At 62.8% G+C, this 23,974-nt stretch carries 20 protein-coding genes; 15 read left to right on the top strand and 5 right to left on the bottom strand.

Translation table 11 applies throughout. From position 1 onward, the window contains the following. Positions 1-53: 53 nt before the first annotated feature. Entirely contained in the window at positions 54-986 is a 933-nt protein-coding gene (locus AYX22_RS04125) for a cytochrome b/b6 domain-containing protein (protein ID WP_207596236.1), read from the bottom strand. A gap of 301 nt (positions 987-1,287) precedes the next feature. Here AYX22_RS04125 and AYX22_RS04120 point away from each other — a divergent pair, with 301 nt between their 5' ends. Further along, positions 1,288-1,902, top strand: a complete 615-nt coding sequence (locus AYX22_RS04120) for a TetR/AcrR family transcriptional regulator (RefSeq protein WP_207596235.1) — start codon at positions 1,288-1,290, stop codon at positions 1,900-1,902. A gap of 100 nt (positions 1,903-2,002) precedes the next feature. Here the strand turns inward: AYX22_RS04120 and AYX22_RS04115 are convergent, their stop codons facing one another. Together AYX22_RS04115 and AYX22_RS04110 are read right to left on the bottom strand one after the other, a co-directional pair. Beyond that, positions 2,003-3,307, bottom strand: coding sequence for a serpin family protein (locus AYX22_RS04115; RefSeq protein WP_207596234.1), 1,305 nt, complete (start codon positions 3,305-3,307; stop codon positions 2,003-2,005). A 171-nt stretch (positions 3,308-3,478) separates the two neighbouring features. Then, positions 3,479-4,993 (bottom strand): XRE family transcriptional regulator, encoded by a 1,515-nt coding sequence (locus tag AYX22_RS04110; protein ID WP_207597461.1) that lies wholly within the window; start codon positions 4,991-4,993, stop codon positions 3,479-3,481. A 153-nt stretch (positions 4,994-5,146) separates the two neighbouring features. Between AYX22_RS04110 and aceA the strand changes: the two genes are divergently transcribed. Then, positions 5,147-6,478 carry an isocitrate lyase gene (gene aceA, locus AYX22_RS04105; protein ID WP_089593676.1) on the top strand — a complete coding sequence of 444 codons (1,332 nt, stop codon included), beginning with the start codon at positions 5,147-5,149 and terminating at the stop codon, positions 6,476-6,478. 249 nt (positions 6,479-6,727) lie between these two features. Then, on the top strand, positions 6,728-8,380 hold the full coding sequence (aceB, locus tag AYX22_RS04100) for a malate synthase A (RefSeq protein WP_207596233.1): 1,653 nt from the start codon (positions 6,728-6,730) through the stop codon (positions 8,378-8,380). 120 nt (positions 8,381-8,500) lie between these two features. Here aceB and AYX22_RS04095 read toward each other — a convergent pair whose 3' ends face one another. Beyond that, the gene (locus AYX22_RS04095) at positions 8,501-9,694 is read right to left on the bottom strand and encodes an MFS transporter (RefSeq protein WP_207596232.1); all 1,194 of its coding nucleotides are present in this window, start codon (positions 9,692-9,694) and stop codon (positions 8,501-8,503) included. A gap of 91 nt (positions 9,695-9,785) precedes the next feature. After that, on the bottom strand, positions 9,786-11,003 hold the full coding sequence (locus tag AYX22_RS04090; RefSeq protein WP_207596231.1) for an ROK family transcriptional regulator: 1,218 nt from the start codon (positions 11,001-11,003) through the stop codon (positions 9,786-9,788). 220 nt (positions 11,004-11,223) lie between these two features. Between AYX22_RS04090 and AYX22_RS04085 the strand changes: the two genes are divergently transcribed. From AYX22_RS04085 to AYX22_RS04030, 12 genes are all read left to right on the top strand, one after another. Continuing rightward, positions 11,224-11,985 (top strand): sugar phosphate isomerase/epimerase, encoded by a 762-nt coding sequence (locus AYX22_RS04085; RefSeq protein ID WP_207596230.1) that lies wholly within the window; start codon positions 11,224-11,226, stop codon positions 11,983-11,985. Continuing rightward, positions 11,982-13,103, top strand: coding sequence for a Gfo/Idh/MocA family oxidoreductase (locus tag AYX22_RS04080; RefSeq protein ID WP_207596229.1), 1,122 nt, complete (start codon positions 11,982-11,984; stop codon positions 13,101-13,103). Before AYX22_RS04085 ends, AYX22_RS04080 begins: the two co-directional genes overlap by 4 nt. Positions 13,104-13,118: 15 nt before the next feature. After that, positions 13,119-14,285, top strand: a complete 1,167-nt coding sequence (locus tag AYX22_RS04075) for a Gfo/Idh/MocA family oxidoreductase (RefSeq protein ID WP_207596228.1) — start codon at positions 13,119-13,121, stop codon at positions 14,283-14,285. Position 14,286: 1 nt separating this feature from the next. Then, positions 14,287-15,288, top strand: a complete 1,002-nt coding sequence (locus tag AYX22_RS04070) for a sugar phosphate isomerase/epimerase family protein (protein ID WP_207596227.1) — start codon at positions 14,287-14,289, stop codon at positions 15,286-15,288. Positions 15,289-15,299: 11 nt separating this feature from the next. Next, positions 15,300-16,208 (top strand): biopolymer transporter Tol, encoded by a 909-nt coding sequence (locus AYX22_RS04065; RefSeq protein WP_207596226.1) that lies wholly within the window; start codon positions 15,300-15,302, stop codon positions 16,206-16,208. A gap of 4 nt (positions 16,209-16,212) precedes the next feature. Continuing rightward, positions 16,213-17,229, top strand: coding sequence for a Gfo/Idh/MocA family oxidoreductase (locus AYX22_RS04060; protein ID WP_207596225.1), 1,017 nt, complete (start codon positions 16,213-16,215; stop codon positions 17,227-17,229). Continuing rightward, positions 17,222-17,698: a heme-degrading domain-containing protein gene (locus AYX22_RS04055; protein WP_207596224.1), complete on the top strand. Its 477-nt coding sequence runs from the start codon at positions 17,222-17,224 to the stop codon at positions 17,696-17,698. Before AYX22_RS04060 ends, AYX22_RS04055 begins: the two co-directional genes overlap by 8 nt. 299 nt (positions 17,699-17,997) lie before the next feature. Next, the gene (locus tag AYX22_RS04050) at positions 17,998-19,023 is read left to right on the top strand and encodes a carbon-nitrogen hydrolase family protein (RefSeq protein WP_207596223.1); all 1,026 of its coding nucleotides are present in this window, start codon (positions 17,998-18,000) and stop codon (positions 19,021-19,023) included. A gap of 103 nt (positions 19,024-19,126) precedes the next feature. Next, entirely contained in the window at positions 19,127-20,581 is a 1,455-nt protein-coding gene (locus AYX22_RS04045; protein ID WP_207596222.1) for an amidase family protein, read from the top strand. Between the two features lie 9 nt (positions 20,582-20,590). Continuing rightward, complete coding sequence (locus tag AYX22_RS04040; protein WP_207596221.1) at positions 20,591-21,937, top strand: MFS transporter; 1,347 nt, start codon at positions 20,591-20,593, stop codon at positions 21,935-21,937. 109 nt (positions 21,938-22,046) lie between these two features. Then, on the top strand, positions 22,047-23,024 hold the full coding sequence (locus AYX22_RS04035; protein WP_207596220.1) for a hypothetical protein: 978 nt from the start codon (positions 22,047-22,049) through the stop codon (positions 23,022-23,024). A gap of 45 nt (positions 23,025-23,069) precedes the next feature. Further along, complete coding sequence (locus AYX22_RS04030; RefSeq protein WP_207596219.1) at positions 23,070-23,972, top strand: LysR family transcriptional regulator; 903 nt, start codon at positions 23,070-23,072, stop codon at positions 23,970-23,972. Positions 23,973-23,974 lie beyond the last annotated feature (2 nt).

Genomic DNA, 23,974 nt, shown 5'->3' with positions numbered 1-23,974 from the left:
GCAAAAACAGCCGCCCCGGAAACACTTCCGAGGCGGCTGTTTTTGCGTGCGGGTTAGCGGGAGACCTTGCCCATGAGCGAGGCGATCGGGCGCAGGAACAACGGCCGGGCGAGGAACCAGGCGGCCGCTGTGAACACAATGGAAGCTGCGAAGATCCCAAAGCCCCACCAGCTGTTGTTGTCGTCGTTTGCGGCGTACATGTGGTTGAGGTTCCTCAGCGCGCCAGTGGCCAGCACCAGCGTCACGTGGACGATCACGAACGCGACGAAGTAGATCATCACCGGGAAGTGGATCTTGCGGGCAAGTTCAATGGGATAGAACTTGTTGATCGCGGCCTTCTTTGGCCATGCCCCAGACATCCGAAGGCCCGTGATGATGGCCAGCGGGGCCGCGATGAAGACCGTGATGAAGTAGGTGAGGAGCTGCAGGCTGTTGTAGTTGTTCCAACCGTTTTCGACGGGCCAGTTCAGCGAGGCGTACTGCAGACCGGCCGAGATTGCGTTGGGGAAGACGTCCCAGCTGGTCGGCACGATCCTCAACCACTGCCCGGTGGCGAAGAGCAACACGATGAAGATGATGCCGTTCAAGACCCAGAGCGCGTCAAGCGTCAGGTGGAACCAAAGGTCCAGGCTGATCTTGGTAGGCGGGTTCTTGGTCTTGATGAAGCCCTTGTTGTTCCGCGTCCAGTTGGCCGCCGGGCGGGTGGTGGTCCGCACCTGCCAGCCCGAACGGATGATCAGGACGATGAAGAACATGTTGAGGAAGTGCTGCCAGCCGAGCCACGCGGGGAAGCCGGTAGGAGTGCCCTCGGGAACGGCCGAGTGCCCGGGGTAGTCCGTCAGGAATTGCTGGACCGGCTGGAGGGTCCGGAGCCATTGCGCAACGAGCACCAGAATCAGTGCCACCACCAAAGCTCCTGCGGTGACGACGACGGGTTTGAACCACCTGTTCGACGTGATCCCGGACGACTTGCTTGAAACGGACATCAGGCCGCGTTCCTCTCTGGCTTGTTTGGCTGCGACCAGTTGGCGCTATACAGCGATTCAACCAGTTGCGGCCCGACGGTGAAAACGGCACCCGGGTTTCGGGGCGTTCGACGTCAAAAATCGCAGCATTCGGATACATGCCGCAATACGTATTTCTAGAACAGACTTCCAGAATTATTTCCTGTGTTTCATGAGCCAGTCAAGGCTTGTTGCTGGCTATCTGGTTTCCTTGGGAGGTAGGATTCCAAAAAATAGCCGTCCGACACTCCGATCTACGTCCTGCCGCGAAGGGAGGCCAAGCGTGGTCCGTAAGACGTCCGAAGTAGCCAGCCATGCCGGCTCCTGGAAATGGACCCGCACCGCGGCAACCCAACGCAACCTGCTGGATGCGGCCAGCGATGTATTCGTCGAGCATGGCTTCACCGGCGCGAGCATCTCGGACATCGTGGCCCGCGCTGGATCCAGCGTAGGCAGCCTCTATCACCACTTCGGCGGCAAGACAGAACTCTTCCTGGCACTGTGGGACGACTATCAAAACGAACACGAGCGCCTGGTGGCCGCGGCCGTGGCCAAATCCCGTAAAAACGGCGAGAACGACCCCTTGGCCCTGTTCAACGTAGGCAGCCGCAGCTACTTCGACTACACCTGGAAGCACCGTGATCTGGAGCGGGTGTTCATTGAAGGCGACACTCCCCCGGGCTTCGAGGTACTGCGACGCGAGCGCGGACGCGAGTGGGTCCGGCAAAATACCGTGCTCCTGGGTGCCAGCGACGACACCCTTGGCAGGCTCACGGTGGCTGTCATCACGGACATCGTCACCGTGGCAGGGCAGGAAGTAGCCCTCAGCGCCACCAAGCGCGAGGCCGACGAAGTGGTAGATGCGGCGGCCATACTGGTGAGCCGCCTGGTCCGCTAACCGCGGCCACTACCGGCACTGAGGTCGCGGGAAAACGCCGGGAACCCCCGGAAACTTCCGGCGTTACCGCAGCGTTCCAGCGAACTCGATAGGCCGGCCCTCACCGCGGGTCAGCCACCCACCCCGTGAACAGAGGCATTCCCGTCTCCACATGCACGATCTCGTAGTGGAACGGGCGGTCGAGGATCAGCTCGCGTTGGGGTTCGGGCGCTGCGGCTGAGCCCACGGCGTTAAGTTGAGTGACGGCCGACGCGATGGTGCCCTTCTCGGCAACCGTAATGTTGGCGGCCTGCGCAGCCTGTGTCAGTTTCATGTCCGGCTGGATGTCGTTGAAGTCCTTGTCCGTGGCCAGCATCTGGTTGAGTCCGAGTGTTTCGAAGACCTTACGCAGGTCGAACGTGGTCTTGTGGTCCCACTTGGGCAGCTGCAGGTGGACCATATCCAAAGGGGCGCTGCTCAATCCGCCCGCCACCTCACCCAGCACCTCCGCAGAAACCGCAGCCGAACCAGCCGAACCCGACGCACCGCCGTCGGGCAGTATCAGCCGCATCACGAAGCCCTCGGCGTAAGGCAGGTCCACGGCCTTCCATCCGGGGCCCTCTGCGTAGGCCAACCCCAAGAGGGCGCTCATGGCCGGTACCTCGATGACTTCTCCACCAGCCTTGGTAAAGGGCGCGTCCGAGGTGTCGCTCGCGTCGAACGGCGTCTGCCAGGCAGCTGCGAGATAGAGCGTGTTGAGCAGGCTGAAGGTGTTGTCGGGATCGTATTGTGCGGGTGCTTCCTTGATCCGACCCCCGGTGTTCCTGCTGACCCAGCGATCGATGGCCGGTTTGGTGACGGCCTCGTCCCGGAACGACACCGGGTACACCCCCGTGCCGAAATGTTTGGCGAGCGTGGCCAGGAAGGCCCCGCCGGTAGGGACGCCTCTATCAATGAACAGCCCGTTGGCAGCATGCATCACCGGTTTGCGCGGCGGGTCGTCTTCGTCCACCGAGCTGGGGTCGCCGTCGAACTTTTCCAAGGAGGCGAGCAGCGCGTTCATCGCTTCGTCGCGCCCCTCGGTGGGCAACCCCAGAGCTGAGTCCATCTCTGCAGCCGTGGCACCCGAGGCGCCTGCGCGGAGCATGCTCAACGCGATCAACAGGCTTGCCGGCGACGACACGACGTTTCCATTGGAGGAGTCGCCGCCATCGGCGAGCAAGGTGGCACCGAGCTTGCGTGCAGAGGCGTTGAAGGCTTTAAGCTGCGCCGGGTAGTCCGCCGTTTGCACCGACGCCCGGGTCACGCCGTCGGCCGTTTGGAGTTCGACGCCGGATGGTTGGGGTGCGCAGGCGCTGAGAGTCGCAGAACCACTTACCACTGCGGCTGCCGCGATGGCCGCGGCCACCTTCCGGACTGAATTCATGGCGCATCCCCTGCTTGGCGTTGTCTTCACATGGTGCCCCCTTTGACGTGGGAACTCACTCGATGTGAGAGAGGGATCGCCAAATGTTGCCGGAAGGTGATAGACGGTCACGCTCAAGCACGAGTGATGTGAGAGAGCGTGGGCCTCAAGCACGAGTGATGTGAGAGAGGGTCAGCGGTCGGAGTGGGCGGCCAGGAAGCTGTACACCTCGGTCTCGTCCACGCCGGGAAAGGCTCCTGGAGGCATGGCCGCGAGCAGGTGCGAATGCGCCCTGGCGGATGGCCAGGCGTTGCCCGCCCACTCGTTGGCGAGAGAGGCCGGCGGCCGCTTGCAGCAATTGGGATCCGGACAGTTGGACGTGGCCCGGGCCGTGGTCTCCCGGCCGCGGAACCATTTCACGTGCTGGTAGGGAACACCGATACTGAGTGAGAACTCGCCGTTGGCTGACCGCTCGGTGCGCGCTGTGCACCAGTACGTGCCCGAGGGTGTGTCGGTGTACTGGCTGTAAGCGCTGAACTTGTCAGGCACGTCGAACACGGCACGTGAGGTCCACGCCTTGCACGATGGCTGCCCCTCAATGGCCCCGGTATGGTCCTGCGGGAAAGTGACGCCGTCGTTCTCGTACGCCTTGTAGATGATGCCGGACTGGTGCGTCTTCTGGAAATGCGTGGTGATGCCGAGGTGCTTCGTGGCCAGGTTGGTGAATCGGTGCGCGGCGGTCTCGTAGGACACGGCGAAAGCATCCCGAATGTCTTCCACAGCGATTTCCTTGGCCGCTTTGGCTTTTTGCAGGAACTCCACCGTTGCTTGCTCCGGAAGCAACAAAGCAGCCGCGAAGTAGTTGGTGGCCACCCTCTGTGCCAGGAAATCCCCGTAGTTGCGCGGAGTTTCGTGTCCGAGGACGTAGTGGCCCAGCGCCTGGAGGAGGACCGACCGGGGATCATGGTCCTGGCGTTGATTCTGCGTCAGGTAAATTCTGCGGTTCTTCAAGTCCGTCACGGACCGTGTGGAGTGCGGCAAATCGCCCACATGATGAAGGGAAAACCCGAGGTTCTCGGCGATGTCGGCAATGACATGCTGGCTCAGCGGACCGGTGGTGTAGCCGACACCTTTGAGGACCTTCTGCGCCTCGGCCTCATACTCGGGGAAATAGTTACCGCGCTCGCGCATCATGGCACGCAACTCGCCGTTGGCACGGCGGGCTTCTTCCGGCGTCGCAACTTGCTCATTAAGTTTGCGTTCGAGCTCCTGCAGCAGCCCCACCTGCGACTCCAGCACATCAAGCGGAAGCCGCGAGCTGATGCGGATTTTCGGCAGGTTCAGGGACTCGTAGAGTGGTCCGCGCTGGTACCGCTCGAGCTCGATTTCCAGCGCAGCCCTGCGACTCGGCGGCTCGGCCCCCAACAGCTGGTCGATACTCACATTCAGCGACACGGCCAGCTGCTGCAGCAACCCCAGTTTGGGCTCCCGCTTGCCGTTTTCAAGCAGGCTCAGCTGGCTTGGTGCGGTCCCGACGGCGGCACTCAAGTCGTCCAGCGTCAGTCCGGCCTGCTTGCGCAGGTGGCGCACGCGGCGGCCAAGGCTGATGACGTCCAGTTCAGGGGGCGCAGGCGACAACGACGGCGATGCGACTTCACGATTCCAGCTCACAGGCGACATTTCTTGAGAATACGCGAAGAAGTGCATTCTTTCCATAGTTTTCCTCTAGCAACCCCCTTGGAAGTGCAGAAAAGTAGGACTTACGAAAAAGAAAGACAGACCCCGGGCAAGCCGGCCGATGCAGCAAAGGCGCAGCGGAGGCCGGCCCGGGAGCCCCACTTGGATATTAGGAGACATGCAATGACCGCATCGTTTGAACCCGCAGAGCAGTCCGCAGAGCAGCAGGCAGCGGCGCTGGAACTTGAATGGTCTGCCAACCCGCGGTGGGAAGGCGTCACCCGTGATTACTCGGCCACCGACGTCGTCCGCCTCCGCGGTCGCGTCTCCGAAGAGCACACCCTGGCCCGCCGCGGTTCGGAGAAGCTCTGGAAGCAGCTCACCGAGGAAGCTCCCACCGGCGGCTACACCAACGCGTTGGGCGCACTGACCGGCAACCAGGCAGTGCAGCAGGTCAAGGCCGGCCTCCGCGCCATCTACCTCTCCGGCTGGCAGGTGGCAGCAGACGCCAACCTCTCGGGCCAGACCTACCCGGACCAGTCCCTCTACCCGGCCAACTCGGTCCCGCAGGTTGTCCGCCGCATCAACAACGCACTGCTCCGCGCAGACCAGATTGAGTATGCCGAGGGCGTCAAGACCGTTGAGGACTGGCTGGTCCCGATCGTCGCCGATGCCGAAGCAGGTTTCGGTGGCCCGCTGAACGCCTACGAACTCATGAAATCCATGATCACCGCCGGTGCCTCGGGCGTTCACTGGGAAGACCAGCTCGCTTCCGAAAAGAAGTGCGGCCACCTGGGCGGTAAGGTGCTGATCCCCACCCAGCAGCACATCCGGACCCTGAACGCCGCCCGCCTGGCAGCCGACGTCGCCGACACCCCCACCGTCGTCATCGCCCGCACCGACGCCGAAGCAGCAACCCTGATCACCTCCGACGTTGACGAGCGCGACCAGGAATTCATCCTCCGCGAAGGCGGACAGCCGGTTCGTACCGCCGAGGGCTTCTACAAGGTCCGCAACGGCATCGAACCCTGCATCGCCCGTGCCAAGGCCTACGCACCGTACTCCGACCTCATCTGGATGGAGACCGGCACCCCGGACCTGGAGCTGGCCCGTAAGTTCGCCGAATCGGTCAAAGCCGAGTTCCCGGACCAGATGCTTTCCTACAACTGCTCCCCGTCCTTCAACTGGCGCAAGCACCTGGACGACACCACCATCGCCAAGTTCCAGCGCGAACTCGGTGCCATGGGCTTCACGTTCCAGTTCATCACCCTGGCCGGCTTCCACGCCCTGAACTACTCGATGTTCGACCTCGCCCACGGCTACGCCCGTGAAGGCATGAGCGCCTACGTCGAGCTCCAGGAAAAGGAATTCGCCTCCGAATCCCGCGGCTACACCGCTACCAAGCACCAGCGCGAGGTCGGCACCGGCTACTTCGACGACATCGCAACCGCGCTCAACCCGAACGCATCCACCCTGGCCCTGGTGGGATCCACCGAAGAAGGCCAGTTCCACTAACCAAAACGCCCAAAGGTGAGCTGTTCGCTTCGCTCACCGGAAGGCACGACGGCGGCACTCGCCTCCGACCTGCAGTGCGGTAATGCTCTGCCTGCTATCCCCATGCCCGCCCCAGGACCTCGTAGAGCTCGGTCGGGGGCGGGCACAGGGCCCCTTTACGCAGGCTGCCGCATCACCGCACCTCCGGTCTGGTGCGCACCTCATGCAAGTGCCGCCGTCGAACATTTGCTTCTCATAGGAGAGATTGAAATGAACAGCTTCACTGACAACTTCACTATCAATGGCATCACTATCACCGCGCAGCCCATCTGCCGGCAGAACGAGGTTTTGACTCCGGACGCCTTGGAGTTCATCGGCAAGTTGCACAGGGCTACTGCTGATCGTCGTCAGGAGCTGATGCAGGCACGGCACGCCCGCCGTAACCAGATTTCCGGTGGCCAGGATCCGCGGTTCCTGCCGCAAACCGAGGGCATCCGGAATGATCCGAGCTGGCGTGTAGCTCCCCCGGCTCCGGGTTTGGAGGACCGCCGCGTGGAGATCACGGGCCCGGTGGACAAGAAGATGACCATCAACGCCTTGAACTCCGGGGCCAAGGTCTGGCTGGCAGACATGGAGGACTCGTCCACGCCGACGTGGCGCAACGTCATCCAGGGCCAGCTGAACCTGACCGATGCTTTGGAGCGGCGCATCGACTTCACGTCCCCTGAGGGCAAGGAGTACAAGCTCAAGTCCGCCGAGGACCTGCCCACCATCGTGGTCCGTCCCCGTGGCTGGCACCTGCCCGAGAAGCACATGCTGATCGACGGCAAGCCGATCGCCGGCGGCATTGTGGACTTCGGTTTGTTCTTCTTCCACAATGCCCGCCGCCTGCTCGCCCAGGGCAAGGGCCCGTACTTCTACCTGCCGAAGATCGAGAACCACCTCGAGGCCCGCCTGTGGAACGACATCTTCGTCCTGGCCCAGGACCTGCTCGGCATCCCGCAGGGCACCATTCGTGCCACTGTCCTGATCGAAACCATCACGGCCGCATTCGAGATGGAAGAGATCCTTTACGAACTGCGCGACCATGCGTCGGGTTTGAACGCCGGCCGCTGGGACTACATCTTCTCCCTGATCAAGAACTTCCGCACCCGCGGACCGCGTTTTGTGCTCCCGGACCGCGGCCAGGTGACCATGACCCAGCCGTTCATGCGCGCTTACACCGAGCAACTGGTCCGGGCCTGCCACCGTCGCGGGGCAATGGCGATCGGTGGGATGGCCGCCGCTGTTCCCAACCGCAAGGACGAAGCCGCCAACACCGCGTCCTTCGAGAAAGTCCGCGCCGACAAGACCCGTGAGGCCAACGACGGTTTTGATGGTTCGTGGGTGGCCCACCCGGATCTGGTGCCGGTATGCCGGGAAGTGTTCGACTCAGTTCTCGGAAACCGCCCCAACCAGTTGGATCGCTCCCGCGAGGATGTCACCCCCGATGACCGCGCACTGATCGACATCGCCAGCACCGAGGGAACCATCACCGAGGGCGGGGTCCGCCTGAACATCGAGGTAGGCATCCGGTACATCGAGTCCTGGCTGCGCGGCAACGGAGCTGTGGCCATCCACAACCTCATGGAAGACGCCGCCACCGCCGAGATCTCCCGGTCCCAGCTGTGGCAGTGGATCCACTCCCACGCCATCACCGACCACGGCGATATCATCACCCGCGAATGGGTGGAAGACATGCTGGACGAGGAATACGCCCGCCTGGAACGCTTCGATGGAGACCGCTTCGCTGACGCCCGCGCCATCTTCGAAGAAGTCACACTGGCCGAAGAATTCCCCACCTTCCTGACCATCCCCGCGTACGCCCGCTTCCTCACCGAGGCCCGTGAAGAGGCCACGGAGGAGGAACTCGTCGCCGCCTAGCTTTTCGCTGGTCAGCGACACACCAAGCCCCGACGCTGGGCTGCCTGCACTCTTCGCAACAAGTGACCCCGACCGTCGGGGAGGCAGCCCAGCAGCGGGGCTTACCCATGCCCAGCCGATTTACCGCTGCCGGGCCACCCAGCGCACGGACAACGTGGTGCACACACAGAACGTCAGGACCGAGCCGAGGATCACGAACAGCGGCACCGTCCAGCCGTCGGTAACACTGTGCACGAACCCGATGGCAGTGGGAGCCAACGCAGCGAAGCAGTAGCCCACCCCCTGCACCACGGCGGACATCCTGCCGGCGGCGGCCTGAGATTGGGCGAACTTGATGATGGCTATGAAGATCACCGTGATGCCGCCACCTTGGGCAATACCGCCCAGCGAGGACCACATCCACCACCACGAAGGTGCCAGCAACAATCCGAAGGGTACGGTCAGCCACAGCGCGCTCAAGGTGACCGCAACCGTCGTCGTACTGGCGAAACGAGCCAGGAGTGGTACGCCCAGGCCGCCCACAATCGCGAAGATCTGGAAGAGGGAGGATCCTGCCCCGGCTTCGGCGGTGCCCATGGCGAGTTCATCGGAGAGGAAGCTCGGGAGCCAGGCGGTAACCCCGTAGTAGGAGAACGCCTGCCCCGCGAAGCCGAGTGTGAGGCCCGCAGTCAGCCAGCGGACACCCGCGACGCGCCCCGCCGGGGAAGCCGGAGGAGCAGGAACCGCAAGGGGGACAAACGCCCGCCGCGGACCAACAGTAGGAACCCAGAACAGGATCGCGACCAAAGCCAGCAAAGCGCTCGCCGCGAGGGAAAGCCGCCAGCCCACCAGCTCAGCAAGAGGAGCAGTAGCCACGGAGGTAAGGAACGAACCAACATTCAGCGCGGCGGTGTAAACGCCCATCGCGGTCGCCTGGCGCCGGGGTGCGAAGTCGCGCCGGATGATCAGCGGCACCGCGATGTTGCCGATGGTGATGGCCACGCCAATGACCACCGTGCCCACCATCACCGAGGCACCGCCACCGCTGGAGCGGATGACCACGCCGGCCAACACTCCGAGCAACGTCAGCATGACGGCGAACTCGGCCCCAAACCGGCGTCCCGCCAGGGAAGCCAACGGGGAAGCGAGGGAGAAGCACAGCACGGGAATGCCAGTCAGCAGTCCAAGCTCTACAGGCGAGAATCCGAGGTCTTGCTGCAGAGAGTCCACCACAGGAGCCACAGCCACAAAGGGACCGCGCATGTTCAGGGCAATGAGGCCAATGCACGCAAGGATCAGCCAGCCGCGGGGAACTTTAGCGAGGAACTGGGTCATCGGGCGCAGGGGCAAGCACAGAATGCAGGAGGAGTTTTCATCACTTTCATTGCTATCACGCCCTCATCCGGCAACCGGTACCCAACAAGACCTAACCCGCTGCTTGGAGCGTGGCCTCAATCACGGCCGGCGACAAGACATGCTGGGTGACCATTTGGCTGGCGCCCAGGACCGCGGCACGCTGGCCTGCCATGGAGATGCCGATGCGCAGGTGCGTGGTGGCCAGCGGCAAGGACCGCCGGTAGACCACTTCGCGGATGCCGGCCACAAGGTGCTCGCCGGACTCCCCCACACTGCCGCCGATGATGATCATGGACGGATTGAGCAGGTTGACCACGGTGGCCAGCACATCGCCGACGTCGCGCCCCGCCTGCCGCAGCGCCTGGATCGCCTGCAGATTTCCTTCACCAACGAGCCTGAGGACATCACCGCCGGTAGACGCTTCCAGCCCCTGGGCCTGCAGCTGACGCGCGACGGCGGGACCTGATGCAAGCGCCTCAAGGCATCCGTGATTGCCACACCGGCAGAGAACGTCGTCGCCGCGTGGGACACGGACGTGGCCGAGGTCGCCGGCGGTGCCGTTGGCACCGCGCTGCAATTGACCACTGCTGATTATGCCGGCTCCGATGCCCGTAGCCACTTTGATGAACAGGAAGTTCTGGTGGTCCGGCCAGTAGGCGGTGCGCTCGCCGAGCGCCATGATGTTGACGTCGTTGTCCACCAGGACAGGAACCGGCCAAGAACGCTGAACGTAGGAGACGACGTCGAATCCGTCCCAGCCAGGCATAATCGGCGGCTTCACGGGTCGCCCGGTATGGTGCTCCACAGGCCCGGGCAATCCGATTCCCATGCCAGCGAGGTCGCCGGGTTTCCGTCCGGCTTCGGCCAGGAGTTCACGGCCCGCAGCCACCACGCGGCCCAGGACCGCATCCGGCCCGTCGGCGACTTCCTGCGCCAAGCGCCGCTCGGCCAGGACGCTGCCGCCGAGGTCGGTGACGGCAACAATCACGTGGGTAGCTCCGACGTCGACGGCCAGGACCACCCTCGCGGCGGGGTTGAAAGCAAAGCGCGACGGCGGCCTGCCGCCACTGGAGGAAGCCTCACCGGCGGGACCCACAAGTCCGGAACTGATGAGGGCGTCAATGCGGGCAGCAACGGTGGAACGGGCCAGTCCAGTGGTTTCAACAAGCTCAGCACGTGTACGGGCCCTGCCGTCGCGGAGGAGCTGAAACAAATTCCCAGGGCGTGAAAGGTTGCCGGCCTCTGGCGCGGAGGTTCTTCCGGCGTCAGTTCCAGCAGCTGTTGTCATCCACATAGTGAAGCACGATTGCTTATGCATGTCATCCACCAGAACTTTGTCAGAATATCTTCGACTTTTGCTAGACGATCGGCAAAAGTCCCTCTAGGCTGAAATGAGTGCTCGAACAGTCCATTGCCGGGCGGAATCGTTAGCTCCCCCAGTGGGTGCTCACTAGACTGGCGCCAAGTCCCTGATCTCCCGGAAACACCCTCTCCCGAAAAGGAACCCAATGTCGTATTCACTTCAGCTGTACACCCTCCGCGATGCCATCCAGGAGGACCTGCCGGGAACCATCAGGAAGGTCGCCGGGATCGGTTTCACGCAGGTGGAGCCGTACAACTTTGTGGCCACGGCCAAGGAACTCGGTGCAGCGTTGAAGGAGAACGGCCTGACCGCGCCGTCCGGGCACGCCCCGCTGTTGTCCCAGGATCAGGACGAGATCTTCGCAGCCGCCAAGGAACTGGGCATCACCACGGTGATCGATCCTTTCCTTCCCGCGGAGCACTGGCAGGACGCCGAAACCATCCAGGCCACCGCTGCCAAGCTCAACGCCGCAGCGAAGAAGGGCGCCGGGTACGGCATCCGCGTGGGGTACCACAACCACGCCTGGGAGCTGGAGTCCACCATCGAGGGCAAAACCGCACTGGAATACTTCGAAGGGTTGCTGGACCCGGAAGTGGTCCTGGAAATAGACACCTACTGGGTAGCCGTCGGCGGCCAGGATCCCGTGGAAGTCCTGGCCCGCCTTGGTGACCGGGTAAAGCTCATCCACATCAAGGACGGCCCGGCCACCACCGACACCAAAGCCCAACAGCCCGCAGGCCAGGGCACCATCCCGGTCCTGGACGTCATCGCCGCAGCGAAGTCACTGGAAGTAGGCGTGGTGGAATTTGATGACTACTCCGGCGACATCTTCGAAGGCATCACCCAAAGCCTGGCCTACCTCACCGCCGCAGCCAGCGCAGACGCAGCCGAAGGAGTACAGGCATGAGCTTCGCACCCTCCACCCGTAAAGGCCCCATAGGTGTTGCCGTCATCGGCGCAGGCAACATCAGCAAGCAATACCTGGACAATCTCACGGTCTTCCCGGACCTGAAAGTCCTGGTCATCGCCGACCTCTTCGTCGAGGCCGCCGAAGCACGCGCCAAGGAATACGGGATCGCCGAATTCGGCACCCCTGAGCTGGCACTGAACCATCCCGACGTCGAAATCATCGTGAACCTGACCATCCCCGCCGCGCACGTCGAGGTCGCCACCGCTGCGGTCAACGCCGGCAAACACGTCTGGACCGAGAAGCCCTTCTCGCTGGACCGCGAATCCGGGCTCGGCCTGCTCAAAACAGCCGACGCCGCCGGCATCCGCCTCGGCACCGCACCGGACACCTTCCTGGGCGCCGGCCTGCAAACCGCGCGCCGCATCATCGAACGCGGCGACATCGGCACACCCTTGACCGGCATGACCACGTTCCAGACTCCCGGTCCGGAATCCTGGCACCCGAACCCTGCGTTCTTGTTCCAGCACGGCGCCGGTCCGCTGTTCGACATGGGCCCCTACTACCTCACCGCCCTGATCCAGACCTTCGGCTCCATCCGCAAGGTCGCCGCCGTCGGCTCCTCCGCGAAAGCCACCCGTGTCATCGGTTCCGGACCCAAAGCCGGCGAGGAATTCGCCGTCGAGGTCCCCACGCACGTCTCCTCCATGGCACAGTTCGAAGGCGGCCAATCCAGCCACAGCGTCTTCTCCTTCGAGTCCCCGCGCCTGCGGATGGGGTTCGTCGAAATCACCGGCTCCGAAGCTACCCTGTCCCTGCCGGACCCGAACTACTTCGACGGCGACCTCAAACTCTGGCGCCCAGGCGCGGAAGAACCCGAGATCATCCCCTCCACCGGTCCCGCGAACGGCCGCGGCCTCGGCGTCCTGGACATGGCCCGCGCCCTCCGCGCCGGCACCGCCCACCGCGCCACGGGCGATCTCGCCTACCACGTGCTGGACAGCATGGTCTCGATCGCCGAATCCGTGGAATCCGGCACGTTCGTAGACGTCGCCAGCAACGCACCCGCCTCCGCTGCCCTCCCTGAGGACTGGGCACCCGAAACAGCGACCCTTTAGGAAACGGCGAAGAACATGACGACCATTCCTCAATCCGCACCGCTGGGCGTTGCGGCAATCGGCTACGCCTTCATGGGCAAAGCCCACTCCAATGCGTGGCGGAACGTGGCCAGCTTCTTTGACGTCCCGGCGTTCGAGCAGAAAGTGCTGGTGGGCCGGGACGCCGATGCTGTAGCGGAAGCCGCAGCCAAGTACGGCTGGGCCGAGTCCGCCACCGACTGGCGTTCCGTGATCGAACGGGACGACATCCACATCATCGACATCTGCGCACCGGGCTGGATGCACGCCGAAATCGCCGTCGCCGCGCTGGAGGCGGGCAAGCATGTGCTCGTGGAGAAGCCGCTGGCCAACACCTTGGGTGAAGCTGAGCTGATGACCGCAGCCGCCGCCAAAGCCCGTGCCCTCGGAGTGCAGTCAATGATCGGGTTCAACTACCGCCGCGTCCCTGCCCTGGCGCTGGCCCGCGAACTCATCGCCGAAGGCCGCCTCGGCACCGTCCGGCACGTCCGCGCCGCCTACCTGCAGGACTGGCTCACCGACCCGGAGTCCCCCATGTCCTGGCGCCTCCGCAAGGAAACCGCCGGTTCCGGGGCACTCGGGGATATCGCTTCCCACGCCATCGACCAGATCCTGTACCTCCTGGGCGATGACGTCACCGAGGTATCGGGCCGTCTCCAGACTTTTGTTGATCAACGCCCCGGCGCAGAAGGTCCAGAGGAGGTCACGGTCGACGACGCCGCCTGGGTTAACCTTTCGCTCGCCTCTGGAGCAATCGCCTCAGTAGAGGCCTCCCGCGTTGCCACGGGCCAGAAGAACTCGCTCCAGCTCGAAATCTACGGTTCGCTGGGTTCGCTGATGTTTGACCTGGAGAACCTGAACGAGCTGAACTTCATGGACACCACAGCGCCCATCCGTGAGCAGGGCTTCCGCCGGATCCTGGTCAACGAACCGGAGCACCCGTACCTTGGAGCCTGGTGGCCACAGGGTCACATCATCGGCTGGGAACACACTTTCACGCACCAGATCCGGGACTTCCTCACCGCGATCGCGGCCGGTGAGTCGCCGTCGCCGTCGTTCGAGGATGGACTGAACGTCCAGCACATCCTGGACGCCGTGGAAGAGTCCGCGGCCGCCAAAAGCTCACTGATCCAGCTCAACGCATCCGCTACTGAAGGAGCCTGACATGCCCCGCCCGTACACCTTGTTTACCGGCCAGTGGGCCGATCTCCCCTTCGAGGAAGTCGCGCGCCTTGCCTCGGGCTGGGGCTATGACGGCCTGGAAATCGCCGTCTCCGGAGACCACCTGGACGCATGGCGCTGGGACGAACCCGGCTACGTCGAGTCCAAACTCGCCGTTCTGGAGAAGTACGACCTGAAGGTCTGGGCCATCTCCAACCACCTCAAAGGCCAGGCCGTCTGCGATGACCCCATCGACTTCCGCCACGAAGCCATCGTCGGCTCACGTGTCTGGGGCGACGGGGAGCCCGAAGGCGTCCGCCAACGCGCCGCCGAAGAAATGAAACACACCGCCCGCCTCGCCAAGGCGTTGGGGGTGGACACCGTGGTGGGGTTCACCGGCTCTTCCATCTGGCAGTACGTGGCCATGTTCCCGCCCGTCCCCGAGAAAGTCATCGAGGCCGGCTACCAGGACTTCGCCGACCGCTGGAACCCCATCCTGGACGTCTTCGACGAAAACGGGGTCCGCTTCGCCCACGAAGTCCACCCGAGTGAGATCGCCTACGACTACTGGACCACCGTCCGGACCCTCGAAGCGATCGGCCACCGGGAAGCGTTCGGCCTGAACTGGGACCCCTCCCACTTCATGTGGCAAGGCATCGACCCCGTGTCCTTCATCTGGGACTTCAAAGACCGGATCTACCACGTGGACTGCAAAGACACCAAGCTCCGCCCCACCGGCCGGAACACCGTCATGGGCTCCCACCTGCCCTGGGGCGACCCCCGCCGCGGCTGGGACTTCGTCTCCGCCGGACGCGGCGACGTGCCCTGGGAATCGTCCTTCCGCGCCCTCACCGCCATCGGCTACAACGGACCCATCTCCGTGGAATGGGAAGACGCAGGCATGGACCGACTCCACGGCGCCCCCGAAGCCCTCGCCGCGCTCAAGAAATTCGACTTCCCCGCCTCCCAAACCAGCTTCGACGCCGCGTTCAGCAGCAAAGACTAGGACCACCCGACGTGATCCGCACCCTTCAACCCGGCCAGCGCTGCGAGGTGTGGATCGCGTCGGTGACCGGTCGGGCCGAGCTGGTGTACAGCACCGACTGCGTATTGTTCGAAGCCCCCAACTGGACCCTTGACGGCGACGCGCTCGTCCTCAACGGCGACGGGAAGTTATGGACACTGGAGGTCTCGGGCGGTTCGGGCGGCGAGCCCAATCAGGTCCCACTCAGCGGCATTCCGGCCCTGAACAACGATCACGTCCTGGCACCTGATGGCGAAGGCATCTTCCTGTCCGCGAACGACGGCCATATCTACCGCACATTGCTGGAGGGTGGCCCCGCTACCAGGATCACGGATGAGGACGGCCGCTTCCATTTCCTCCACGGCGTCAGCCCCGATGGCAAGGAACTCGCGTATGTGGGGATCGAAGCCGGCGGCTTTACGCAGCCGGGTCGCCTGATGACCATAGCGTCCGACGGCGGTGCTGCCGCCAGCGTCGACGTCGGGCCCCTTGACGTCGGTTCAGGCCACTGCGATGGCCCGGAGTACTCGCCCGATGGGAAATGGCTCTATCTGAACACTGAGTCCTTCACCACGGCGCCCGGCCATGCCCAGCTCGCCCGGATTCGCGTGGACGGGTCCAACTTTGCACAACTCCTCGAATCAGAGACCGTCGACTGGTTCCCGCACCTCTCTCCCGACGGCAGCCACGCCACGTATCTCCGGTTCCCCAGCGGTACTGTTGGCCACCCCGCCGACTTGCCGGTCGCCGTCGTGCTTGTTTCGACCGAGGACTGGACCATTCCCCTCCATACATGGCCACTCTTCGGTGGCCAAGGTACCCTCAACGTCAACAGCTGGTCGCCGGACTCGACGCACTTTGCGTTCGTGGCCTACCCACTCGCAGACTCAATGAAGGACTAACGACGTGACCTCTCCCTCCCCGATTCGCTGGGGCATCCTTGGCACCGGATTCATCGCCGGCCTGCAAACGCAGGACCTCAACGAGAACGGCTTTACCGTGCAGGCCGTTGGCTCGCGGAGCCTTGAATCAAGCAAGGCGTTCGCTGGGCAATACGGTGTGACCACGGCGCACGGGAGCTACGAAGCGCTGGTAGCGGACCCTGACGTGGACGTCATCTACATCGCCACACCGCATCCCTTCCACCACGCGAACGCACTCATGGCGTTGAACGCCGGCAAGCACGTGCTGGTGGAAAAGGCGTTCACCATGAATGCCCACCAAGCCCAGGAGATCGTAGCTCTGGCCGAAGCCAAAGGCCTGGTGGCTTTGGAGGCCATGTGGACGCGATTCCTCCCCCATATGATCCGCATCCGCGAACTCATCCAGGAAGGCGCCATCGGCGAGGTCCGGAAGGTGGTCGCCAGCCATAACCAGAGCCTGCCCAAGGACCCTGCCCACCGGCTGAACGATCCCGCTCTGGGCGGTGGCGCGCTGCTGGACCTGGGGATCTACCCGATCTCCTTCGCGTTCGACATCCTTGGCACGCCTGCCGCAATCCGGGCAAGCACGTCCATGACCGCGACGGGTGTGGACCGGCAGACGGCCGCCATTCTTGACTACCCGGGCGGTCAGCAAGCACTAGTAGATTGTGAACTCGACGCCGCGAGCGCCAACCGGGCCATGGTGATCGGCACCGAGGGGTGGATCGACATCGAACACACCTGGTACAACCCCGTGCCGTTCACCGTTCATGCCGTTGATGGCAGCGTTATCGAACGGTACGACCAGCCGGTGAACAGCCGGGGCATGCAGTACCAGGCAGCCGAGCTGGAACGCCTGGTCAGGGCCGGTTCCACCGCTGGAACCATCCTGCCGCCGAGCGAGAGCGTGGCCATCATGGCAGCGATGGATGAGATCCGCAGGCAGATAGGGCTCCGCTACGACTCAGACGCCGTCTTGGAAGGAAACGACAATGACTGATTCGCCGCGCCTTACCGAGCTCCGCCAGCAGGAAGAAGAGCTGGTCTTCGCCAGCTTCGACCATCACGACGCTTGGCGGCTCGGCTCGCTCATCGCCAACCACGCCATCGCTTCGGAGTTCGGTGTGGCGATCGACATCCGCCGCCACAACATCGTGCTCTTCCGCTGTGTCCTGCCCGGCGCAACGTCGGACCAGGAAGAGTGGATCCGTCGGAAGTCCGCGTCCGTCCTGCGGTTTGAGCACAGCACAGCACTGTTGACCGAGCTGTTTGCTTCCCGGACCCACAGCCCCCTGGGCAACGGGTGGCTGGCCCACGAGGACTACACCCTGGCTGGAGGCTCCTTCCCGATCCGTGTGCCCAGCGCAGGTGTGATCGGGGCAGTCACGGCCTCCGGCCTGTCCTCTGACGACGACCATCAACTGGTGGTCGATGGCATCCGGAACTACCTGAAGACGGTCGGGGTTTAGGGGCAGCAGGGCTCGCATGACGGAGCGGCCCCCATCGGCGTTTTTACATCAGGCGGACAAGAGGGAAAACGCTCCTTGCTACCTGCTGATCCAGCAGCCCAAAAACATCGTCTCTCCGCGTTTATTCATGTTGGGATCTCACCGTGCAGTTGGCCTTCTGTGCCTTTATAGAGGTTATCTATTTTGGATAGTGAATATATTTACTGGATCGATTGAAGGTCCGGCGGTAAAGTTCAATTTGCAGTGACTACGCTCACACAAATCCCGTATCGCCGTTCACTTTGACGCAGGAGAAACCCATGCTTGTTCGTGTTGCCGCGGTGCAGGCTGAACCCGTTTGGCTTGATGCAGAAGCCACAGTGTCAAAGACGCTCAAATTGATAGCCGAAGCGGCATCGGCGGGTGCCCAGCTGATTGCTTTTCCGGAGACTTGGATTCCCGGGTACCCCGTATTTCTTTGGAGCCACCCGGTTTACCTGCAGCAGGAATTCCTGGCGAAATATCACGCCAATTCCCTCCATGTTTCGGACGCTCAAATGGCGCGTATTCGCAGGGCGGCCCGTGAGAATTCCATCACTGTGGTTGTTGGCTACAGTGAAAAGGCCGGGGGCTCCCTCTACATGGCTCAATCCATCATCGGGCCGGATGGCGATGTCGTACTGCACCGCCGCAAGCTGAAGCCGACCCATGTGGAACGTGCGCTGTTCGGGGAGAGCGACGGCAGCGGCATCCGGGTGGTTGACACTGCGCTGGGACGATTAGGCGCCCTCAATTGTGCCGAGCATCTGCAACCCCTCACCAAGTACGCCATGTATTCGCAGAATGAACAGATACATGTCGCAGCCTGGCCGTGCCTGGGCATATTGGGCAACGAACCTGCCCTGAGTCCCGAATCCATCATGGCGGCGTCCCAGACTTATGCACTCGAGGGCGGCACCTTCGTGATCACGTCCTCCCAAATCATGAGCGAAGAAGGCGCCCGGGTATTTGCGGTCGCAAACGAAGGCACGTGTCCCGTTTACACCGGGGGTGGAGGATTCGCCCGTATCTACGGGCCAAACTCAGGGTTGATCAGCGAGCTCATGCCACCCAACGAGGAAGGCATTGTCTACGCGGATATCGACTTGTCGAGAATCGACCTGGCCAAAAACACGCTTGACCCGGCAGGACACTACGCACGGCCCGACGTCCTGCGCCTGGTCTTCAATCCATCACCATCCCTGCCGGTTACCGCGGGGGGAAGGGGAGAGACTCCACGGCCAGAGGGCTTCCCTCCGCTCAGTCCCGAGGCCGATGTCCATGGCTCCGACGGAGAGCCGGGATAGCCCCTGCCGCCCTCTTGGCAGGGAGATAGCCATCCTGCTCCAGGTTCCGCCGCCATCTCCAGACAACTCTCGCCCAAGGCGGGGTTAAAGCAAAAGGATAGTCATGACAACGCCTGACCGTGCCCATTCAGTGGCCGATATCACTGCCAAGGAACGAGGCGCCTGGGATCTCACGGCTTCAGACCTCGTGGCCGCGACAGGCGCAGGTTTGCGTGATGCCCGCGATTATCTTTCAATTCTTCGTTCACGAAGCAGGGATCTTGCGGGGTACGGAACTCTCAGCGCGTCTGTGGAAAACCTTCCGGACATACTGAGTGATGGGCCGCTGGCTGGTGTCGCGGTCGTTGTGAAGGACAACATCGATGTCGCGGGTTTGCCGACATCCGGCGGCACGCCAGCACTGGCCGGCCATACGGCTTCTTCCGACGCTCCGCTCATCGAGCGGCTCGTGTCTGCCGGGGCAGTCATCACGGCCAAGAACACAATGCACGAACTCGCGTTGGGTGCGACCTCCAACAATGCCTTCCAAGGCGTGCCTCATAACCCATGGGATCCGGCCAGGATCTGCGGAGGCAGCAGCGGCGGCACCGCAGGCGCCGTGGCTTTGGGACTGGCACCGATAGGCATCGGCACCGACACCGGGGGCTCGGTTCGAATGCCCGCTGCCCTCTGCGGAGTATTCGGCTTCCGCCCCTCTCCCGGCCGCTACCCGGCTGGCGGGATGCTCTCGTTGAGTCCAACACGGGACGTAGCGGGCCCGCTCACACGAAGCATGCAGGACATACTCCTCGTCGACTCCGTACTGGCATCACGCCCCGCTGTCTCAGCCAACCCGGCAACAGCTGGAATCCGCCTGGGAATCAGCCCTTGTCACCTACGTGACCTGCATCCGGACGTCGCCAGGGGTTTCAACGAGGTCCGGCAGATTCTGGCAGGCCTCGGCGTGCAGTTCATGGATGTCGGGATCGATGACATCGTCGAGGATGCCGCTGCGGTAGCGACAACCATCCTTTGGGGCGAGGCGGAGAGGAGCCTCGAGGACTACCTCGTCCGTACAGGCGGTCCGTCACTCCAGCAGTTGGTCCGGGACATCGCCAGCCCTGATGTGCGGAAACTCGTTTTGTCCAACTTTGGTTCGGTGTCTCCCGCAGCCTACTCCGCGGCCATCGAAACCCGGGAACACCTTAGAGCAGAACTACTCCGGCGTTTTCAGACGGCCGGAGTGCAAGCCTTGATCTTTCCCACTGTTCCTGTCGTGGCCCCACTCATTGCCGAGGAGGACCTGATGGAACTCAATGGCCGCCCGGTGCAGGTTTTCCCCACTCTTATCCGACACACCGATCTGGGCGGTGTGCTTGGACTACCAGGTATCTCAATCCCCGTAGGCAGAGGCCATGGAACTGGCCTCCCTATTGGTTTGGAGTTCTCGTCGCCACCCAACACCGACGACCAACTCCTGGCCGTAACGGCTGCCTTGGAGCCGCTGATTTCCCACACCACCAAACCCAGCCAACTCATCAATGCGTCACCACATTCCCCCCTCCCCCGCTCTTCCTAAGGAACCCCAATGAGCTCTCCATCGGTCCCCCAACAACAGCCGCCAAGCCGTGCGCAGCTGCGCAATGTCCGCTTGGCCAGTGGAATAGGCTCCACTATCGAGTGGTACCTGTCCTTTGCTTACATCTCGGCCGCCGGATTGATCTTCAGCCAGCAATACTTCGGCGCGCTCGGCCCCGACGCACTGATCGTATCCCTGGGATCCGTAGCCGCCAGCTTTATCGCCAGCCCCTTGGGCGGCGTCATAGCCGGGCATTTCGGTGACCGTTACGGGCGCAAAGCGACTCTGATCGGCACCCTCGCCGTCATGGGTATCGCCAGCCTTGGGATGGGCGTACTTCCCACCTACGACCAGATTGGAATTGCCGCCCCGGTCTTGCTCGTCGTCCTGCGCTTCGTCCAGGGCCTCAGCACCGGTGGGGAATGGGGAGGAGCAGCCCTCATGGCTGTCGAATATGCCCCGCAAAACAAGCGCGGCTTCTACGGCGTCTTCTCCCAGATCGGCACACCTGCCGGCTTCGTTCTGGCGACGGGAAGCTTCTTCCTCGTCCAAGCGCTCACCACTCCGGAACAGTTCACTACCTTCGGATGGCGTATCCCGTTCTTCATCAGCGTTGCACTTGTTCTCGTCGGCATTAAGATCAGAACCTCCATCGAAGAGACTCCCGCTTTCGCTGAAGTAAAACGCGAGCACAGTGAAGTGAGGATCCCGCTAAAGGAAGCATTCAAGGGCTACAGCTGGCACATGGTTCTGGCAGCCGGCGCCTTCATGGCAAACATCCTTGCCGGGCTGCTCCTTATCGGTTATTTCCTGCCCTACACAACTGTGGGCCTCAACATGGACGCCGGTCCGGTACTGCTGATCCTCATGTTCGCCTCGCTGGTCTGGATCGGCAGCACGTTCTGGGGAGGCGCCCTCGCCGACAAGTTCGGCGCCCGGGCAACAATGATGGCGGGATACATCCTCATCGCACTTTGGGCAGTTCCGATGTTTGCCCTGATTGACTCACGATCCCTGGTGGCCTTCGCGCTGGCAGTGTTCGTACTCGCCATAGGACTTGGCGTCTCTTACGGCCCCCAGAGTTCCCTCTTTGCCACGCTCTTCCCACCCCGCATCCGCTACACAGCTGCTTCTCTCCCCTACGCAGTGGGTGGCATCCTGGGCGGTGGCTTCGCCCCGGCGATCGCTGAAGGACTGCACCAGGCGACAGGCACCTCTCTCGCCATCGCGGCCTACGTCATTGTCTTCATGGCAATGTCCCTCGGGTGCTTGTTGGCTATCAGGACCCGTCACCTCCAGGGCTTCGCGGCCACGCAAGAAGCGCCGGCCGTCTCCGAAGCAGCCGTTGTGGACTAGCCAAACGTGCTGTCTACCCCGCAATAGGCTGCACGACCGGGCCATCACCCCGTCGTCAGCCTATTGCGGGCCCTTCATCTGATGCGAAACAAACAACAGGAGTCCAATCATGAATGAACAAACCGGGAAGACAACCCGAAGCGGAACGCCGTGGCCTCAGTCGGTAGCGGTCATCGGAGCAGGTGGACTTATTGGTTCCGGAGTGGTGGAACGCCTTGCTGTCGAGGGCCTTGCCGACACCATCTACATGACCGATTTACGTGACAATGTCCTCAAAGCCCACGCCATCGATATCTCGGAAGCACAGATAATCGCCGGAACCTCCCTGACCAGGCTTGTCGTCGGGAATCCAGAGAACGGGGAAACAGCAGATCTCGTCATTGTCGCAGCGTCTGCTCCGGAAACCCCTGGTGGCGACAGGCGGGATTTCCTTTTGGACAACTTGAGACTCCTTGAACGCCTGATCCCGGACATCGAGCGTCTGGCCGGGACCGACGGAACAGTCATGCTTCTGTCCAACCCCGTAGATGTTCTTGCCTTAGCCCTGCGGGAGCTTTCCAAAATAGGCGCCGATCGTATTGTCGGGTACAGCCTCAATGACTCCGTCCGCTTCCGTGCGGCTGTCGCCCGCGAGCTGGACATCGCCCCGGAACGGGTCGAAGGGGTGGTACTCGGGGAACACGGCAACGGCCAGGTGCCCCTGTTCAGCAGCCTCACGGTGGATGGAGAACGGGCCCGGCTTGACGCGGCGCAGCACGAGGGGGTGACTGCGGACATTCTTGGCTGGTTTTCCCGGTGGTCCGAACTTAACCCCGGACGAAGCAGCGGCTGGACAACGCCGCTGGGAGTGGCCCGCATCATCAGGGACATGGGGGAAGGAAAACTACACCCTGCGACGGCATGGACGAATGATCTCGATGAACTGCCTGATAGCTTCGTGTCTCTGCCAATGAGGTTTAGTCACGGAAGGGCCAAAGCTGAGCTCGAAAGTATCGATCCCACAGAGCGTGAGGGTCTCATCAGCGCCGCAAAATCAGTGGCAGCAGCATCGGCTGAGGCGTTGGAACGACTCCACGGGACCAAGTAGCGGGAGACAAGGATGTGAAGCCAGGCTCAGCCCTATGATGGGGAAATGAGCGGTATGGACCTGCAGCTGATCCGGACTTTTCTCAGTATCTACGAAAGCGGCAGCCTCACCCGGGCCGCCGAAGAGCTTTCAGTAACCCAGCCTTCGGTCAGTTATGCACTGGCCAGGCTCCGCAAGCAACTCGCGGACCAATTGTTCTTCCGGAATGCCGAAGGCATGGTGCCAACCCGCAGGGCGACTGAATTGTTCACCACGTTCAAGGCTGCTGTGCACGCGATCGACTCATCCGTCGAGGCTGGCCGGGTGTTCGACCCGGCGACCACCCGGCAGCAGTTCCGGCTGTGCCTGACGGACTTGGGGGAAGTAGCGTTCCTCTCCCCAATCCTGAAGGGGTTCGCGGCAGAAGCTCCCCACGCAACCCTCGAAATTGTCCCTATGAGGATTGAATCAGTGTCCCAATGGCTCCTCCAGGGTGAAATAGATGCCGCAGTTGCCAGCGTCCCAATAGAAGGCGCTGAGCATCGCGAAGTCCTCTACCAGGAGCGCTACGTCTGTGTGCTGCCCGAAACCTACGCAGGGTCACCCACCCAACTAAGCCTGGATGAATTTGCTGCGCTCCGGCACGTCGCCATTGATCCGACCGCAGGACACTACCAAGTAGAAAAGCACATGGAAGAAACGGGCTTGAAGCCCTTGGTGGGACTGCGGCTGCACCACTTTTCCGTCCTCCCCTACATCATTGCCAGCAATGACTACGCGGCCATCGTCCCGCTTCGCGTCGCCGAGCTCTTCGCAACCCAATGGCCCGTGACCCTGCGCGAGCTACCGTTCACGATGCCCAGCTTCAATGTCTCGCTGTACTGGAACGGTGCCATGCCCGTCCCGCCCTCGCGCACTTGGTTCCTGCAAACCGTCGTGGCGTCCCTGAAGCAACCGCTGGCGGGCTGACC

The organism is Arthrobacter sp. D5-1 (genome assembly GCF_017357425.1).
Taxonomy (GTDB): domain Bacteria; phylum Actinomycetota; class Actinomycetes; order Actinomycetales; family Micrococcaceae; genus Arthrobacter.
The sequence above is the reverse complement of the archived record's forward strand: the minus strand, read 5'-3'. Positions and strand labels throughout refer to the sequence as shown.

What these genes read in the sequence shown, in the direction of transcription:
- AYX22_RS04070 (WP_207596227.1), top strand. Translation starts at nt 14,287, where the DNA reads ATGCCCCGCCCGTACACCTTGTTTACCGGCCAGTGGGCCGATCTCCCC.
- AYX22_RS04040 (WP_207596221.1), top strand. Translation starts at nt 20,591, where the DNA reads ATGAGCTCTCCATCGGTCCCCCAACAACAGCCGCCAAGCCGTGCGCAG.
- AYX22_RS04055 (WP_207596224.1), top strand. Translation starts at nt 17,222, where the DNA reads ATGACTGATTCGCCGCGCCTTACCGAGCTCCGCCAGCAGGAAGAAGAG.
- AYX22_RS04045 (WP_207596222.1), top strand. Translation starts at nt 19,127, where the DNA reads ATGACAACGCCTGACCGTGCCCATTCAGTGGCCGATATCACTGCCAAG.
- aceA (WP_089593676.1), top strand. Translation starts at nt 5,147, where the DNA reads ATGACCGCATCGTTTGAACCCGCAGAGCAGTCCGCAGAGCAGCAGGCA.
- AYX22_RS04085 (WP_207596230.1), top strand. Translation starts at nt 11,224, where the DNA reads ATGTCGTATTCACTTCAGCTGTACACCCTCCGCGATGCCATCCAGGAG.
- AYX22_RS04080 (WP_207596229.1), top strand. Translation starts at nt 11,982, where the DNA reads ATGAGCTTCGCACCCTCCACCCGTAAAGGCCCCATAGGTGTTGCCGTC.
- AYX22_RS04095 (WP_207596232.1), bottom strand. Translation starts at nt 9,694, where the DNA reads ATGACCCAGTTCCTCGCTAAAGTTCCCCGCGGCTGGCTGATCCTTGCG.
- AYX22_RS04035 (WP_207596220.1), top strand. Translation starts at nt 22,047, where the DNA reads ATGAATGAACAAACCGGGAAGACAACCCGAAGCGGAACGCCGTGGCCT.
- AYX22_RS04110 (WP_207597461.1), bottom strand. Translation starts at nt 4,993, where the DNA reads ATGCACTTCTTCGCGTATTCTCAAGAAATGTCGCCTGTGAGCTGGAAT.
- AYX22_RS04075 (WP_207596228.1), top strand. Translation starts at nt 13,119, where the DNA reads ATGACGACCATTCCTCAATCCGCACCGCTGGGCGTTGCGGCAATCGGC.
- aceB (WP_207596233.1), top strand. Translation starts at nt 6,728, where the DNA reads ATGAACAGCTTCACTGACAACTTCACTATCAATGGCATCACTATCACC.
- AYX22_RS04115 (WP_207596234.1), bottom strand. Translation starts at nt 3,307, where the DNA reads ATGAATTCAGTCCGGAAGGTGGCCGCGGCCATCGCGGCAGCCGCAGTG.
- AYX22_RS04050 (WP_207596223.1), top strand. Translation starts at nt 17,998, where the DNA reads ATGCTTGTTCGTGTTGCCGCGGTGCAGGCTGAACCCGTTTGGCTTGAT.
- AYX22_RS04125 (WP_207596236.1), bottom strand. Translation starts at nt 986, where the DNA reads ATGTCCGTTTCAAGCAAGTCGTCCGGGATCACGTCGAACAGGTGGTTC.
- AYX22_RS04090 (WP_207596231.1), bottom strand. Translation starts at nt 11,003, where the DNA reads ATGACAACAGCTGCTGGAACTGACGCCGGAAGAACCTCCGCGCCAGAG.
- AYX22_RS04030 (WP_207596219.1), top strand. Translation starts at nt 23,070, where the DNA reads ATGAGCGGTATGGACCTGCAGCTGATCCGGACTTTTCTCAGTATCTAC.